Origin of the sequence: Chitinophaga agrisoli (genome assembly GCF_008386695.1) — a bacterium.
In the GTDB taxonomy this organism is placed as follows: domain Bacteria; phylum Bacteroidota; class Bacteroidia; order Chitinophagales; family Chitinophagaceae; genus Chitinophaga; species Chitinophaga agrisoli.
On sequence record NZ_VUOC01000002.1, the window covers coordinates 217,045 to 233,892 of the forward strand.

The window sequence follows — 16,848 nt, forward strand, 5'->3', positions numbered from 1 at the left end:
TGCGTGCACACGCATAATCAGGTATAAATACGTGGTCTCTTTCAACCGCATAAAAAAAGGCTGACCAACAGTATTGGTCAGCCCCTTGTCTATAATGGGTAAGCTTATTTTTTATTATACACGATCCGGTAGATAGCGCCTTTCGCATCATCAGATACATATAAGGAGCCATCCGGGCCTTGTGCCAGGCCACAGGGACGGTGTTTAGCATCGCCAGGGGATACTACTTTTTCCATACCGGCAAAACCGTTGGCAAATACTTCCCATTTGCCGGAGGGTTTACCGCCTTCAAATGGCTGGAATACTACAAAATAACCTTCCTGTTTTTCCGGAGCCCTGTTCCAGGAACCATGGAAAGCGATGAAAGCGCCGTTCTTATACCTGGCAGGGAACATATCGCCGGTGTAGAACAGCAGGCCGTTAGGCGCCATATGGGCCGGGTAGGCCGCTACAGGATCTTCTGCTTTTTCGCCGCCGGTCTTTTTACCATCGCCGCCAAATTCAGGAGCCAGGATCTTTTTTTGCTGCACATCATCATAGTAGATATAAGGCCAGCCACAGTCAGATCCCTGCTTTAAACGGTACATACATTCCGCGGGCAGGTTTACAGATTGGTCCTGGGTAAAGAGCTTGGGCCACATATCATGCAGCTGGTCGCGGCCATGCTGCATTACGAACAAGGCGTTCTGCTCCTGGTTCCAATCCAGGCCTACCACATTACGCAAACCAGTGGCATACCGTACGCCGGTACCATAGGTCTGGTTCTGCTGATCGGCTTTGAACTGCCAGATACCGCCCGCAGAGTCCAGGATAGGACAAGGTTTCATACCCTTTGAACCTTCTGTGCGGTCTTTTTCCTGGCAGGCGTTGGAGTAAGCGCCTATGTTTACATAGATGTTGCCATTGTTGTCCAGCACCAGCGATTTGCTTTCGTGCTGGTTGCGGTCCAGTAAACCGGTCACGATCTTTTCCGGCTGGTCAGGATTGGTTACCTGCTCTTTATCATCCAGCTTGTAACGGAAGATCTCTGTATTGGAAGAGGCATACAGGTAGCCATTCTTAACATAGATGCCTGTGCCGCCGTAATCGCCAAAGCCGGTCTGCTCATCCGCTTTGCCATCGCCATTGGCGTCGTGCAGGCGGATGATACCTTTACCATCCTTAGGGCTGTTAAGTTTTACATAAATGGTGCCGCCGGCGGTTACTACCAGGTGGCGTGCCTTGCCAATGCTATCGGCCACTTTGAGTGCGCCGAAACCTTCCGGCAGCGTAAGGCCGGCATTGTCTGCATCAGGAGCGAGGGTTGCTGCGGTCTGGGCGGTGGAATCCTTGCCGGAATTGCTCCCACCCTGCTGCCCACACGAAGTAAGCATAACAGCACCGGCCATCGTGGCCAGCGCCAGCTGTAAGCATGTTGTCTTCATAAGAATACAATTATGGAAATAATGAGCCGTCAAATTAAGGCGATTTTTTGACTTTGTCCGGCGCTATTTTACCGGCGGTAAGCGCTGTGCCTGCCTGTTACTGGCGCCCACTAAAAATGCCGGTCCCGGGACCGGCATTTTCGAGTCTAACAACTGTGGATGGGAATAACAGTTGGGTGTATGAATGAACCGTCAATAACCCGGGTTCTGCACCAGCTTACTGTTACGGTTGATCTCATCACGCTGGAAGGGCATAAAATACATCTTATCCAGCCACAACCGTTTTTCTGCTTCCATGGTGATGGGCGAATACACATAATTGTAGTGAACAGGATCATAGCGGTATACGGTGATCTGGCTACCCGGCTTTAAGGTGCCGGTGATATTGATGCCCCGTAAAGGCCGCCCGATGGTAGCCTGTGCTGTCATCCAGCGGCGTACATCGTAGAAACGCTGCTCTTCAAACACCATCTCTATTTCGCGCTCTTTGCGGTAACGGGTACGCAGCGCATCGCCGCTTTCCGTGATGTCCGGCATAAAGGCACGTTTGCGGATCATGTTCAGATAACCGCGGGCTTCTGCGTCTTCGCCCAGCTCAATACAGGCCTCCGCGCAGTTCAGCAATATCTCCGTATAACGGAAAAAAGGATAAGGCACCTGCTGGTTATAGAATTGCGCATCCACGGTTGTATCCACAAACTTTTTGATGTAGTAGCCGGTAAAGGAACCGTTCCAGTCCTCTATAGGGCCAGAGCGGGTATCCAGTCCGGGGTTGGATACGGTGCCGCTGCCGCTGCTTACCTCATACTTACCGGTCTGGATCTGGTTAAACGGATCCTTTGCCTGTACATCCGCCGGACGTTTGCGCCAGTTAGCGCCATCGTACAGGATAGACGCATAAAAGCGGGGATCCCTGTTCTGGTAAGGATTGGCCTTATGCGCAGGATTGGTCCAGTCAAAAGCGGTACCATCGCTCATCTCATAATCGTCTACCAGCGATTGGGTAGGCGTGTTACCCGCCCAGTTATGATAGCCGTTAGCGCCGTTATACAAACCAAAATCACCACCCGGCTCGTCCTTATTATTGGTGAAATAACGGGAGAAAATGCTTTCGGTATTATCCTTCAGGAACATGCCCTGTATATTGGTAATGGCCTCTTCCCTGCTGGCAGGGTTTTCGCTCTGGACGGCATACATATTACGGTCTATGATCGCACGGGCGGCGTCCTTGGCTTTTTGCCAGCGTGCACGGCGATCGCCGGTCACGTAGCCCAACAGCTCAGGTTTGGCAAAGCCGGCGATAGTGGCAGACTTTGCTTTTGCCGTAGGCACATCATGCAGATCGCTGGCGGCATATAACAGGATCCTGGATTTTAATGCCAGCGCCGCGCCTTCCGTAGCGCGGCCTTTTACGGTGATACCCTGTTTGCCAGCCAGGTATTTAGCGGCAGAATCGCAATCGTTCACGATAAAATTCACACATTCCTCAAAGGTATTGCGGGCCACGGTGTAGTCCGTTTGTCCCAGTGAATACACTTCGTTTATCAGCGGCACGGCGCCGTAACCACGCACCAGCTGATGGTAAAAATAGGCGCGCAGAAAAAAAGTTTCCCCCTTCAGTCTGTCTTTGGCATTAAAATCATCAAAAGGAACGTCCTCTATTTTGGTAAATAGTTTATTACAAGCCCGGATGCGTTTATACATCTCGTCCCAGCGCATCGTACTGCGGCTGGTCACATATTCCGCATCTGTTGGGCTGATGGTGGATTCCACCATATTCTTCATCCCGTAACCATGGGTGAACATGGTCTCGTCCGTAGCGGAGGCCAGCATGGTTTCCAGGAAACCGCCGCTGCTAAGGCCATTATAGATATCATTTACAAAGGCTTCCGTTAAACCGGGGTCGCTGAACACCAGGTCTTCCGCTGCTTCATCCCTTGGCTGCGTATTCAGGAAATCCTTGTTGCACGCAGTGATGCATACGCCTGCCGCCAGCACCACGCCCAGATATATACGTTTGATAGTGTATTGCATACTTTACGCTTTAAAATGTTAATGAAAAACCGGCATTGATCACCCTTGACTGCGGATAGTACTGCCCGTTACCGTTAATGGATTCCGGATCCAGGATACCCAGTTTATCAATGGTAAACAGGTTCAGACAGTTGGCATACACGCGCAGGTTACTGATGCCGATACGTTTCTTCAGCAGGCTGGAAAGGTTATACCCTATCTCCACGTTCTTCAGACGCACGTAGTCCGTGTTCCGGAACCAATAGGTATTACCGGTAGCCCAGTAGGTATCATTACGGTCATTTACGCGCGGATCCACGCTGCTGGGATTATCCGGGCTCCAGCGATGATCGTAATAGTCTTTGGTGAAGTTGCCTATCTCCCCGGACTCCGTATTGATCTGTAATCCACCGCCGGTGGCGCCCTGCACCAATACAGACATATCAAAGTTCTTAAACTGCAGGCCTATGTTCAGACCACCGGTAAACGTGGGCTGGCTGCTTTTATCCATACGTATCTTATCATCACCATTGATCTGTCTGTCGCCATTGATGTCTTTGAACTTCATATCGCCGGGGCGCAGGTCGTTGGTGAGCGCGCTGTAGTTGATCGTGTTGGCCTTGATATCATCAAAATCGCGGAATACGCCATCATACTCGTAGTATAACCCTGTATTCATAGCGCGGCCGGTGGATTTCTGCCAATCAGGCGCGCCTGGCGGCTCATCCCAGAACTCGATGGTGTTTTTGGCAAAACCACCGTTCACACTTACGTTGTAATTCAGCTCTCCTATCTTATTGGCATAACCTACGTTAAACTCCCACCCTTTGTTCCTTACACGGCCCAGGTTCTCCGCGGGTAGCGTCATACCGGTTGTTTGCGGGATAGAAGCGTTCCTGCGCACCAGTATGCCGGAGCGTTTGTTGATGAAGTAATCCAGTTCAAAGAAGATTTTGCCATCCAGCAACTGGCCATCCAGGCCCAAATTGTAGTTATTAGCTTTTTCCCAGGTGATATTAGGGTTAGCCAGGCGGGCTTCGAAGATAGACTTGGCCATCTGCCCATCCAGGATATAGCTGTTAAAGCCATAAGTACCGTAGTACTGGTATTCCTGCAGGGTAAGGGTGCCATCGTTATTATCATCAAAATAGATCTGGTCATTACCCAGCTGGCCCCAGGAGGCGCGCAGCTTCAGGTAATTCATGAAGTGCACATTCTCTTTCCAGAAGTTCTCTTCAGACACACGCCAGCCGGCCAGTATACCAGGGAAGAAACCAAAGCGCGACTGGGCGGGGAACATGTAGGAACCATCCACGCGCCATACAAATTCCGCCAGGTATTTTTCTTTGTAGTTATAAGCGGCACGGCCAAAATAGTTAAGGCGCGCACGGTCCCAGGCGCCGCCATCGTTGTTCTTTTCACGGTCGCCGCCGGCTACCAGCTGGTCAATGGCAGATGAGATGAAGTATTTACGGGATGCGGAGAAATTATCATTATTCACCGTTTCCTTTTCCATACCAAATACGAGGTTCACCGTATGGCCGCCTTTAAAGGTGCGGTCATAGGTGAGCAGGCCTCGCAGCAGTTTATTGGTCTGGTCTTCATCTGCCTGATCCAGTGTAGGCTGGTCAGTACCGCGTTTGCTGCGGGAGAGCTTAGGCGTTTTGCCATCTGCCTCATAACTGGTGCCATCCCAGGTATACAGGTACCAGGGCGTCATCCAGTCCTTAGTACGTTTAATGTATTTATCAAAGGCGATATTGCCGCTCAGCTTTAATCCCTCTACCCAGGGTATGGTAATATCCAGGCGGGCATTGGTCTGTACGTAATAGCGTTTATCATTATTATAACCGGTCTGGCTGGTGGTGATCACCACCGGGTTGTTACCATACTCAATATCCGGACCGGGCATGCCATTGGGCCAGAAAGCAGGCTCCGTAGGCTTACCGCGCATCAGCATACGGAAGATATCCGCAGCGCTGCGTGTGGGGAAATGGCGGTTCTCCTGACGGCCCAACATGTCTACGCTTACGCTCATATACTTGTTGATCTTACCATCCAGGTTAATACGCAGGCTGTATTGATCAAAACCAGTGGCGGATTTTTTATAATAGCCGTCCTGGTCCATATAGTTAAAGGAAGTGAGGTAACGCAGGTTCTCAGAACCTCCGGAGAGTTGCAGGGTATGATTAGCCACCGGTGACCAGGTCTTTAAAGTAGACTTGTACCAATCTGTATTGGGATGCCCCCAGGGATCAGAGCCATCGCCATATTTTGTGATGTCTTCCTGTGTAAAAGGCGGCGTCCAGACATTACCGGAGTTAGGTGAGGTATAGGTACCGCTTTGTTTATAGCTGCTCCAGGCATCATTCCATTCAGCGGGCGCCACGTTCTTATACATGCTCAGCTCATTACGGATCTGTGCATATTCCGGCGCAGAGGACATTTCCGGTACATGCGTAGGCTGTGAAAAGCCCTGGTTAAAATTATACATGAGCACCGGCTTACCACTCTTACCACGTTTGGTAGTAACGAGTATTACGCCGTTGGCCGCCCTGGCGCCATAAATAGCAGCAGAAGCGTCTTTCAGTACAGACATATTTTCTATATCCGCAGGGTTCAGCCTTTCCAGGCCACCGGTACGCTGGGCCACCCCATCTATCACCACCAGCGGATCATTATTACCTAATGTATTGGAACCGCGTATGCGCAGCGTAGAGCCATCGCCACCCGGCTCGCCGGTGTTCTGCATGGCGGTAACACCCGGCATACGGCCGGCTATGGAGTTACTCAGGTTGGTAGCCGGTGATTTTACCAGGTCTGCGCCCTTGATAGTAGCTACGGCGCCGGTCACGGATTCGCGTTTCTGTGAACCGTAACCTACTACCACTACTTCACTCAGGCCTTTGGTATCTTCCTGTAAGCTGATGTTGAGCGTGGTCTGGTCCGTAACGTTGATCGTTTGTGAGAGAAAGCCAATAGCGCTGATCGTGATCTTTGCGCCCGCAGGCACAGAGATGGTAAAGGCGCCATTTACATCGGTGGTGGTACCTTTATTGGTACCTTCTATCTTCACCGTGGCGCCGGGCACCCCTTGTTTATTCTTATCCGTGATATGCCCTTTCACCACAATATCCTGCGCCTCGCCTCCTTTAGGCGATATTACGATCAGGTTATCATTTACCATCCTGAATCCAAAACCGGTATTATGCAGCGCCATGTCCAATACTTCAGACACGGGTTTGTCCTGCACGTCTACCGTGATCACACGGTTCAGGGAGGCGGCATCTTCCTGGTAGATGAAGCGGTAGCTGGTTTGCTCCGCTATTTTACGGAAGAGCTGTTTGATGCTTTTGTTTTCCTGCTTCAGCGTGACTTTAGCCTCTTGCGAGAATGCGTCGTTAGCAGAGGCCTGGAAGATGGTCGCGAGCAGTAGAAGGATGGTCAGCTTCATACATAGTATCGACTTACAGACATAACGATGCCTGTCCACCAACAAGTCAAATTTTTTCATAAATTTGGTTTGAAAGGTTAATGAAATAGCATGCCCGGGTAACGGCTAATTACCTGCATGAGATTTTGGCTTTTACGGGAAATGCGGCCACATTTCCCGTTTTTATGCGCTACTATTGTGGTTCATGATAACATAACGTGGTTTAGTTAGAGAATAGCATATAGTTTATTTCTACCATGGTTTTACTCTTCCTCGTAAAGCTGGGCCACATGATCCTTTAATTTATATTTACAACCGGTGATCATGCTGATGGCCTTTAAAGCCTGCTCCGGCGATTCATCCTTAAACGAGCCTGTCATCCTGAAATGCTGCAGGCGTGCGCCCGTCACGGTTATCCGTATATCAAACCATCTTTCCATACGGGTAGTCAGCTCAGATAATGGCTCACCGGTAAAGATCAGTTGATTGTCTATCCAGGCGGTTTCTGCGATGGTGCTGTCTTTATCTACGTCTACATTGGAGATGGTCAGCTCTTTCCGGGGGTGTACATCCGGTGGCGTTGCCGCTACAGACAGCTTTTCAAAAGAGCTTAACAGGTAACGCTCCTGCGGACGGCGTTTTACCTGTACTTCTATCTTTCCACGTATCAATACTGCTTCCGCCTTCTTATCGCCCCCATAGGACCGCACGTTCAGCGAGGTGCCCAGCACCCGTACTTCCATCACATCTGTATTAATAATAAAAGGTTTTCCTTCGTTCTTTACCACTTCAAAAAAGGCCTCTCCATCCAGCTGTACCCGGCGTTCCTTTTCCAGGAAATCGTCGCCATAGGTAAGTTTGCTGCTGGCGTTCAGCCATACCGTGGTGCCATCCGGCAGTATCAGCTTGGTACGGGAACCGGGCCGGGTCATCACCATATTGGGATACCGTTTTTCCTGCACCGGGGCTACGCGGGTATAACGTAGTGTCCAGAACAGGGTGCTTGCCAGCAGGGCCAGTATAACAGCAGCTGCGAGGTAGCGCTTTTGTACCTTGCCGCCGAGCCGCCTGATTCGGGCGGGTTTTCTTTCCGGTACCAGCTTAGCATCGTGCAGCCGCTGCATATGTTGCTCCAGCAACCGTTTGGATTGCTCCGGCGCCCGTGGCTGGGAGCTCAGTTTTCCATCCTCCCAGAGCCATTGTACCGTTGCATACGCTTCAGAGAATTCCGGAAACGCTTTCAGCAGATCCGCCAGCAGCAATTGCTCTTTTGCTGTTAGCGCTCCGCTGATCTTTCTCAACAACAGTTTGTAAAAGATAGATTCCGGTCCGTTCATTTAACTTGCGTGATACGTTATATATATAGACGGCAGAATGGAACGGTTACCATTAAGAAAGTATTAACTTTTTTTTAAGACAGGGGTTTTGGGGTGATGTTACCCCGCAATTGGTGGTAGGGTGTAACGTTGCGATGCAGTTGCAGTAACGTTGCCAGGCAGTTGCGATGCGATTGTGAGCGGGTCGAATCCCGGACAGATGTTAATAGCAATTCCCCGGTCAGATGTTAATATAGTAATTCCCAGGATAGATGTTAATATAGTAATTCCTCAGCCGGCAGGTTCAAAATAGGCTGCGCCTGCCGCGGGAGGGCTGCTTAGCAAGTAGGCTGCATGAGCCGCGCCAGCCAAGGCCTATTTTGAATCCTGCCGGCACGGCGGTAGTACGTTGTTCAGTTGGGGAATGCCTTTAATCAGGCAGGCTGGCGATGCTATTATTGGGGGAGCCTATTAACTATTGAATCCTGCCGGCAAGGCAGTAGTACGTTGTTCGGTTTGGGGAATGCCTTTAATCAGGCTGGCTGGCGATGCTAATATTGGGGGAGCCTATTAACTATTGAATCCTGACGGTAATGCAGTAATACGTTGTTCAGTGGAAAATACCCTTAGTAAGGCAGGCTGTCTGATGATGCTATTACCCGGGCCTATTAATTAAATGTCCATTAACCGGATATCTATTAACTGAGAAAAAACCCATCTTGCTAATTGTAACAATAGGGATGCAGGCGGCCTCCTCTGCTGAATGACGTACTAGCGCCTTGCCGGCAGGATTCAAAATAGGCCTTGGCTGGCGCGGCTCTTACAGCCTACTACCAAACGAACAAGCCGCGGCAGGCGCAGCCTATTTTGAACCTGCCGGCCAGGAACCCATTAGTTGCGAATTCATCAACTTTGAAACCCATTAGTTATGAAACCCGTTAGTTATGAAACCCTTTAGTTGTGGAAACCATAAGTTGCGCAACCCACTAGTCGTATACCCCATTAGCTGCGCAACCCATCAGTTATGCAACCCATTAGTAGCAAAACCCACTAACAACAGGCAATCTATTAACCGCGGGAGCCAATTAACTGTTATATTAACAATTATTACTAACCAGCCAGGGTTTTGAACTTTACGGAGGCGGCTACCTTCTTTAAGGCGATGGACATCTGTACTTCTACGGTGTTTACGGAAATGCCCAGTAAGGCCGCTACCTCTTTGTATTTGAAGCCATCTTCCTTTACCATCTTAAAAATAAGGCGGCAACGGGCGGGTAATACGTTGATAGCGCTTTCAATCTTGCGGATCATTTCTTTGGAGATCACTTGTTCTTCCGGGGTGGGCGCCTGGTCCTGTACGGTGAGGGGGTCTATTTCGTGGAATTCTATGCTGTGCAGCGGGCGTTCTTTTTTCAGGTAGTCCAGGGCCAGGTTGCGGGCCATAGTATAAATATAGTTACGGGGATATTGGGTGGCGGGCAGGGTCTTACGCCTGGCCCAGATCTTTACAAAGAGATCGGAATACAGTTCCTCCGCCACTTCCGTGGCGCCTACCAGCGCTTTTATGAAAGCGATCAGGGGCGTTTCCATCACCAGGAATAATTGCTGATAAGCCGTCATATCATCCTTGAGGCAAACGCTGTCGTACAACTCTTTTATTCCTTGCAGGTTATGCATAGATAGCACTTCAATTAAACGTTTTCAATATGATACAGTCTGACGCATACGGGGGATCACTTCAACGGTTTACGGCAAAGTTTTTCATAACGAATTTCTCCCTATCCATGCTACAATAGCAGTGCTACGTTTTACCAAAATAATAGGAAAATATTCAAAATCCAAATCCTAACCGGTACATTCAGAATTAATTATTCCTTAATAAACGTCATCGCAGGTTTTTGCAAACTTTGCCCCTTAAAGAAAAACTCGGTTCGTGGAAGAGATACTTGCATTACAAGCGGGACATACACAGGTATTTGAGCAGGTATACCATGCCTATCACGAAAAACTATACTTCTATTTTCTGAAGCATACCCGCTCCCAGCTGTGGGCAGAGGAACTGCTGCAAACCACCTTTGTAAAGCTCTGGCGTCACCGGCAGCAGCTGTCGGCTGAGCATACCCTTTCTGAGCAGCTGTTCCGCATTGCCAAAACATCGCTGATAGATATGGTACGGCATAACCGTCACCAGCAGGAGTTCCTGCGCTCCTATACTGCGGACCTCCTGCAGCAGGGGCTGACGGCAGAACCCACCAGCCGGGATACCATTCACCAGCTGCACCGCGAAATGGAGAAACTGCCGCCCGTACGTAAGAAAGTGTTTATGCTAAGCCGTATAGATGGCCTTTCCCATAAAGAGATCTCCCATCTGCTCTCCATCTCCCCCAGAACGGTGGAGGTACATATCACCAAAGCCCTGAAGCAATTACGCAGGGCGCTGCTCACCTTTCTTTGTTAGGCCCCTGTTTTTCCAATTTAAACAAATTGTTAAGGGTAAGGGATAGGCCCTTGCCGATCGTAGTATATAAAAATGCGCAGATGCTATGGCATTATCACGGGAGTTATACCAGCGGTTCATAAAAGGTCAATGCACGGAAGAGGAAGAGCTGGCAGTGCTGTTATACTTCAGGGAGCATCCGGATGCTATGGAGGAACACCTGCAGGGGGCGGACTGGGAAGACTTTACGCCGGAGGGTAAACTGCACCCTGTGGTGTCAGAGAAAGTGATGGACCGCGTTCAGCACCGTATTACGCAAGGCGCGCGCTGGCGGCAGGTCATCCGCCGTACGGCGGTAGCCGCAGCCTTTACCGGTACGGCGGCGCTGGCCTGGCTATTATTACGGCATCATGCGGCGCCTGTTCCGCAAGCGGCACTGGTCCGGGATACGGCTAAACCGGCTATCTTCTACCGGGATTACCGTAATGATGGCGCAACCGTTATGCAGCTGGCACTGGAAGACAGCTCTACCGTGCAACTGCAGCCGGGCAGCAGCCTTCACTACCGGCAGGGGTTTGACAGCAATAAACGGAATATCTGGCTAAAAGGGGACGCCCGTTTCCAGGTAGCCAAAGACAGCCACCGCCCCTTTACGGTGTATGCCGCTACCACTGCTACTACCGCATTGGGCACCAATTTCCGGATAACAGAGGATAGCGCCACCCACCGTGTAACGGTAAAGCTATACAGCGGCCTGGTAAAGGTAAGGCCCTATGAGCACAGCCTGGCTGTATTTGCGCCTACCTACCTGCACCCTGGCGAAAAGCTGGTGTTCACCGCAGGTGCTAATAAGCTTAAACTGTATAAGCCAACGGCGCAGCAGGCGGATGGCGACGCCGGTACAGCAGATAATGCACTGGTATACCGGCAGCGGCCGCTGCCCGCTGTACTGAAAGCGCTGGAACAACATTTTAATGTACAGATAGCATTTAATGCAAAAGCGTTGTCCGGTGTCCGGGTTACCGCGGAATTCAACGATACCGATACGCCGGAGCAGATATTACAGACGATCGCATTGCTAAACGATCTTACGCTGGAAGGAAATACAGCAAACGGGTTCACTTTAAAACGATAAGATAAACACCCTTTATTGAAAACGGGCCATATATGGCCCCGGGAAAACTATTGTCCAAAAAAAACGATCATATGATACGATCTATCTGCCAACATCTTTTACGCTTATGGTTATATATAGCCATACTGCTGTTAGCGCCTGCCCTTGGGCACGCACAGGATAAACCCTATGTAAGCGGCGTGGTGCAGAACGAACTGGGCGAAAAGATGCCCGGCGTTTCTGTAAAAGCATCGCCCGCAGGCGGCGCATCTCCGGCCTTCCAGGTAACGGACGAAAAGGGCTGGTTCCGCTTTATGAGCCTTACGCCCGGCGAGCGCTATAATTTCAGCTTCTCCTTTGTAGGTTATAAAGCGCAGACGCTGGAAGGGTATACCATTAAAAAAGGCGAGCCCATTAACCTGGTGGTGCGTTTAAAACTGCGCGACGACTCCCTGGCGCAGGTAGTGGTAGTGGGTTATGGCACGCAGAAACGTTCCAACGTTACCGGCGCTATTGCGCAGGTAGGTCCGGAGGTATTTGAAGACCGCCCCGTTACCAATGTGGCCCAGGCCCTGCAGGGTACCATCCCTAACCTGAATATCACCTTTGGCGATGGCACGCCGGGACGCGGCGGTACCTTTAACGTACGTGGTTATACGTCCATCAATAAAGGCGGGCCATTAATGCTGATAGATGGTACCCCGGGTGATATCAACCTGCTGAACCCGGAAGATATTGCCAGCGTTACCGTGTTGAAAGACGCCGCTTCTGCCGCTATCTATGGCGCCCGCGCCGCGTTTGGCGTAATACTGGTCACTACCCGCAAAGCAAAAGCCGGCCAGATCCAGGTACGTTACTCCGGCAACTATGGCTGGGGCACGCCTACCCGCCTGCCCAAGGTGATCAAAGACCCGCTGGCAGCCGCTACCCTTCAGAACGAAGCCTATAAAGGCTATGCCGGCTCTGACCAGCCAGACATGCCCAGTGTGATCGCTTACCTTAAACAGCGCCAGGCAGATCCCAGCCTGCCGGAACTGGGCGTAGGCCCCACTGGTAACTTTGTACGCGGCGCCAATACAGATTGGTATGGCGAGTTCTTTAACGATAAACAGCCCTTCTCTAAACATTTCCTGAGCGTGGCCGGTGGTAAAGGCAGCACCAACTACTACCTCTCCGCCGGTTACCTGAAACAGAGCGGCGCTTTCCGTGTAGCCACAGACGATTATAAACAATATAGCTTCCGCCTGAAGCTGGAGAACCAGCTGGCCAGCTGGGTAAAGCTGTATGATAACGTGGAGCTCATGCAGGGTGTATATGATGCGCCGAATAAGTTTGTGTCCGGCGGTTATAATGTATACCGGTATCTTTCCTTATTTGCCAATCCCTATGAGGCCATCAAAACGCCCGATGGCAATTATACCCAGGGAGGTATGTTCACCTTTGGACAGCTGGAAACAGGCGGCCGCACGCTGGATAAAAACCAGCTGCTGAAAAATACCATCGGCTTCCAGACCAATTTCCTGAACAATGCGCTGCACATTAACGGTGATTATACCCTGTTTGTAAAACAGGACCGCGAAGATGTGCAGAACCTCCGGATGAAGTACGAGACCCGTCCCGGCGTGATCGCGGACTACACCAACCCGGACTTTTACCGTTCCGGTTTAGAAGAAACTTATGATCATATCATCAACCTGTATGCGGACTATGCCCGCAGCTTTGGCAATCACCATTTGAAAGCGCTGGTAGGTTACAACCAGGAGCTTAACAGTTTTCACTCCTTTTCCGCGCAACGGGATGATAATATCACCCCTACGCAGGGCGCTATTAACCTGACCACCGGTATCTCTACCGTTAAGGACAGCAAAAAGGATTGGGCCACACTGGGCGTATTTTACCGCCTTAACTACGATTTTAAGGACCGTTACTTGCTGGAGTTTAACGGCCGGTATGATGGTACTTCCCGCTTCCCGGACAGCAGCCGTTTTGGCTTCTTCCCTTCTGTGTCCGCGGGATGGCTGGTATCCAGGGAGCCCTTCTTTGAGCCTATCAGCAGAACAGTGAACAATTTCAAATTACGCGCTTCTTATGGCTCCCTGGGCAACCAGCTGGTGGGCGAGTATGACTATATACAGCCCATGAGCGTTTACAAGACCACTAACATACTGGATGGGGTGCAGCCCCTGGGCATCAAAGCTCCTGGCCTGGTGCCATTGGGCTTTACCTGGGAAACTGCCACTACCCTGGACTTTGGCGCGGACATGACCATTCTGAAGAACCGCCTGGACCTGGGTTTTGACTGGTATAACCGCCGCACCACCAATATGCTTACCAAAGGCAGGACCTTGCCCGCCGTATTAGGCGCTTCAGAGCCTAAACAAAATGCGGCCGATCTTTCTACCAAAGGCTGGGAGTTCTCCATGAAATGGAGCGATCAGATCCAGCTGGGCCGCAAACCATTCTCCTATCATGTTTCTGTGGTATTGTCAGACAGCCGGTCCTTCATCACCCGGTTTGATAACCCCAATAAATTCCTGGGCAGCAACGGCCCCGATGATCATTATGTAGGCCAGGAGATAGGCGAAATCTGGGGCTATCATACCATGGGCTTTTTTGCTACCGATGATGAATACGCGAAGTATAACGTAGACCAGCGCAAGGTGCAGAGCACTTCTTATAACCTGAGCGGGCACCCGCTGGCCGGCGATATCCGGTTTGAAGACATTAACCGGGATGGTAAGATCGACAACGGCGCCAACACTGTGGACTCCTCCGGCGATATGCGTATCATCGGCAACAGTCAGCCCCGTTACGCCTATGGCATCAGCCTGGGCGCCAACTGGGGCGGTATCTCGCTGGATATATTCCTGCAGGGTATTGGCAAACAGGACTTCTGGCCGGGCGCAGAATCGGGCATCTTCTGGGGTTTCTACAACCGGTGGAACCAACCGGTGTATGAGCATATCTACAATAACTACTGGACGCCAGAGCACCCGGACGCCTATTTTCCCAGGCCCAGGGCTTATGATGCATTCAATGACACCCGTCAGCTGGGCGTAAAGCAAACGCGTTACCTGCAGAATGCCGCCTACCTGCGCGTAAAGAATATCACCCTTGGTTATACCCTGCCTGCCCGGTGGATACATGCCATCGGTATGAGCAGCACGAGGATCTTCTTCTCTGGTCAGAACCTGTTTGAGTTCACCAAACTCTCCAAGGCCTTTGACCCGGAATCTATTGGCGATGAGGTAGACGCCAGCACCGTAAACGGTAACGGTTATGTATATCCGATACAACGCACCTACACCTTTGGCCTGGATGTGAATTTTTAATGCTCCAAACCATTCAACAAATGAAGAAACTACTAACAATACTGGGACTGGCCGCCGCATTATGCGCATGTAAGAAAGATTTCCTGGACCGCCTGCCCCAGAGCGATATTACTTCCCCGGCCTTCTTTAACAGCGAGAAGGACCTGGACCTGTATGTGAACAGCTTTTATGATTACCTGCCGGGCACCGTGTGGGATGAGGATGTTACCAGCGATAACGTAGAACCCGGCGTGATCAGCGACCTGGTAGCCGGCCGTGTGGTAACGCCCACAGACGCCAGCTCTGCCAAATGGACCTGGACAGACCTGCGCAATATCAACTATTTCCTGACCCATTACGATAAGGCCCAGGTAACGGACTCCGTTAAAGCGCATTATGCCGGCATTGCCCGCTTTTTCCGGGCTATGTTCTACTTTAAAAAAGTACAGCTTTTTGGCGATGTGCCCTGGTATAACCAGCCGCTGGAGGCCAACAGCCCCGACCTGTATAAAGGCCGCGACCCGCGCCAGCTGATAGTTGACAGCATCCTGACTGATCTGGATTATGCCATCGCCCATGTAAAAAGCGCTAAAAGCGTTTCCCGCATCACCAAATGGGCAGCGCTGGCATTGAAAGTACGGGTATGCGTGTTTGAAGGCGCCTACCGCAACTATCACAAAGAACTAGGCCTTAGCGGTACAGCACTGCTGCAGCAAGGCGTTGCGGCCGCAGAACAGATCATGCAGAGCGGCAACTATAAACTGTATAGCACCGGTAAACCGGCCAGCGATTACCTGAATCTGTTTGCTGCCGATGCCGCTAATACAGATGAATACATACTGGCCAGGGTATACGACCGTACGCTCAAAACCCAAAACGCCAACGGTACCTTCATTACCCCCACTTTAGGCGCCCCAGGCCTTACCAAAAGCCTGGTCAACAGCTACCTGATGAAAGATGGCACGCCTTTCTCCGCACAACCAGGTTATGCCACCAGGCCTTACTGGGAAGAAGTGAAGGACCGCGATCCGCGTTTAGCGCAAACCATCCGCACGCCGGGTTATGCGCGCATTGGCACTACGGCCTCCCTGGTACCGGATTATTCCAATGCCCTTACCGGCTATCAGTGCATTAAGTTTGTAACCGGTACAGACCAGGACGCCAATAACACCAATACCAATGACCTGCCTGTTTTCCGCTATGCGGAAGTGCTGCTGAACTACGCAGAGGCCAAAGCAGAACTGGGATCATTCACACAGGTGGAAGCGGACCTTTCCATTAACCTGATACGCGCCAGGGCCGGCATGCCCGCTATGCAGGTAGCTACGTTAACGGTAGATCCTTTATTACAGGCCCAATACGGCCTTTCAGACCCGAAAATACTGGAGATCCGCCGTGAGCGCCGTGTGGAGCTGGCCATGGAAGGTTTCCGCTACCAGGACCTGATGCGTTGGAAAAGAGGCCCCCTGCTGGCAGAAGTTTTCCAGGGCGCCTGGTACCCGGGTCTGGGTACTTATGACCTGAACGGTGACGGTAAAAATGATATAGCCCTGGTAAGCGCACTGCCAACCAACCCGGACAAGACGCTGCAGTACTTTACCCTTTCAGACAAAAAGCTGAGCGATGGTAACAGCGGTAATATTATCATACATCCTACCACTAAGAAACAATTCCTTGATCCTAAGCAATATCTTTATCCCCTGCCCAGAACAGAGTTGCTGCTGAATAAAGCACTTGTGCAGAACCCGGGATGGGAAAACTGATGTGCGGATGTGCTGATGTGCTAATGTGCTAATGGAT

Annotated in this window: 9 protein-coding genes; 4 read left to right on the forward strand and 5 right to left on the reverse strand. The window is 51.0% G+C overall.

The window, feature by feature from the left end; genetic code table 11:
• Positions 1-104 precede the first annotated feature (104 nt).
• The 5 genes from F0L74_RS08340 to F0L74_RS08360 all read right to left on the reverse strand — a co-directional run bounded on the left by F0L74_RS08340 (position 105) and on the right by F0L74_RS08360 (position 9,863).
• Entirely contained in the window at positions 105-1,424 is a 1,320-nt protein-coding gene (locus tag F0L74_RS08340; protein ID WP_306462921.1) for a PQQ-dependent sugar dehydrogenase, read from the reverse strand.
• Positions 1,425-1,616: 192 nt separating this feature from the next.
• Positions 1,617-3,458 (reverse strand): RagB/SusD family nutrient uptake outer membrane protein, encoded by a 1,842-nt coding sequence (locus tag F0L74_RS08345; protein ID WP_149837407.1) that lies wholly within the window; start codon positions 3,456-3,458, stop codon positions 1,617-1,619.
• 10 nt (positions 3,459-3,468) lie between these two features.
• Positions 3,469-6,951 (reverse strand): TonB-dependent receptor, encoded by a 3,483-nt coding sequence (locus tag F0L74_RS08350; RefSeq protein ID WP_246197661.1) that lies wholly within the window; start codon positions 6,949-6,951, stop codon positions 3,469-3,471.
• A gap of 182 nt (positions 6,952-7,133) precedes the next feature.
• On the reverse strand, positions 7,134-8,207 hold the full coding sequence (locus F0L74_RS08355; RefSeq protein ID WP_149837408.1) for a FecR family protein: 1,074 nt from the start codon (positions 8,205-8,207) through the stop codon (positions 7,134-7,136).
• A gap of 1,089 nt (positions 8,208-9,296) precedes the next feature.
• The gene (locus F0L74_RS08360; protein ID WP_149837409.1) at positions 9,297-9,863 is read right to left on the reverse strand and encodes an RNA polymerase sigma-70 factor; all 567 of its coding nucleotides are present in this window, start codon (positions 9,861-9,863) and stop codon (positions 9,297-9,299) included.
• 256 nt (positions 9,864-10,119) lie between these two features.
• Between F0L74_RS08360 and F0L74_RS08365 the strand changes: the two genes are divergently transcribed.
• The 4 genes from F0L74_RS08365 (at position 10,120) to F0L74_RS08380 (ending at position 16,811) form a co-directional block, all read left to right on the forward strand.
• Positions 10,120-10,644 (forward strand): RNA polymerase sigma-70 factor, encoded by a 525-nt coding sequence (locus F0L74_RS08365; RefSeq protein ID WP_149837410.1) that lies wholly within the window; start codon positions 10,120-10,122, stop codon positions 10,642-10,644.
• An 85-nt stretch (positions 10,645-10,729) separates the two neighbouring features.
• Positions 10,730-11,758 (forward strand): FecR family protein, encoded by a 1,029-nt coding sequence (locus tag F0L74_RS08370; protein WP_149837411.1) that lies wholly within the window; start codon positions 10,730-10,732, stop codon positions 11,756-11,758.
• A 71-nt stretch (positions 11,759-11,829) separates the two neighbouring features.
• Positions 11,830-15,069: a SusC/RagA family TonB-linked outer membrane protein gene (locus F0L74_RS08375; protein ID WP_149837412.1), complete on the forward strand. Its 3,240-nt coding sequence runs from the start codon at positions 11,830-11,832 to the stop codon at positions 15,067-15,069.
• 20 nt (positions 15,070-15,089) lie between these two features.
• Positions 15,090-16,811: a RagB/SusD family nutrient uptake outer membrane protein gene (locus F0L74_RS08380; RefSeq protein ID WP_149837413.1), complete on the forward strand. Its 1,722-nt coding sequence runs from the start codon at positions 15,090-15,092 to the stop codon at positions 16,809-16,811.
• Positions 16,812-16,848 lie beyond the last annotated feature (37 nt).

Coding starts and splice junctions, on each gene's coding strand:
- F0L74_RS08345 (WP_149837407.1), bottom strand. CDS start 3,458: ATGCAATACACTATCAAACGTATATATCTGGGCGTGGTGCTGGCGGCA.
- F0L74_RS08360 (WP_149837409.1), bottom strand. CDS start 9,863: ATGCATAACCTGCAAGGAATAAAAGAGTTGTACGACAGCGTTTGCCTC.
- F0L74_RS08350 (WP_246197661.1), bottom strand. CDS start 6,951: ATGAAAAAATTTGACTTGTTGGTGGACAGGCATCGTTATGTCTGTAAG.
- F0L74_RS08375 (WP_149837412.1), top strand. CDS start 11,830: ATGATACGATCTATCTGCCAACATCTTTTACGCTTATGGTTATATATA.
- F0L74_RS08340 (WP_306462921.1), bottom strand. CDS start 1,424: ATGAAGACAACATGCTTACAGCTGGCGCTGGCCACGATGGCCGGTGCT.
- F0L74_RS08370 (WP_149837411.1), top strand. CDS start 10,730: ATGGCATTATCACGGGAGTTATACCAGCGGTTCATAAAAGGTCAATGC.
- F0L74_RS08380 (WP_149837413.1), top strand. CDS start 15,090: ATGAAGAAACTACTAACAATACTGGGACTGGCCGCCGCATTATGCGCA.
- F0L74_RS08355 (WP_149837408.1), bottom strand. CDS start 8,207: ATGAACGGACCGGAATCTATCTTTTACAAACTGTTGTTGAGAAAGATC.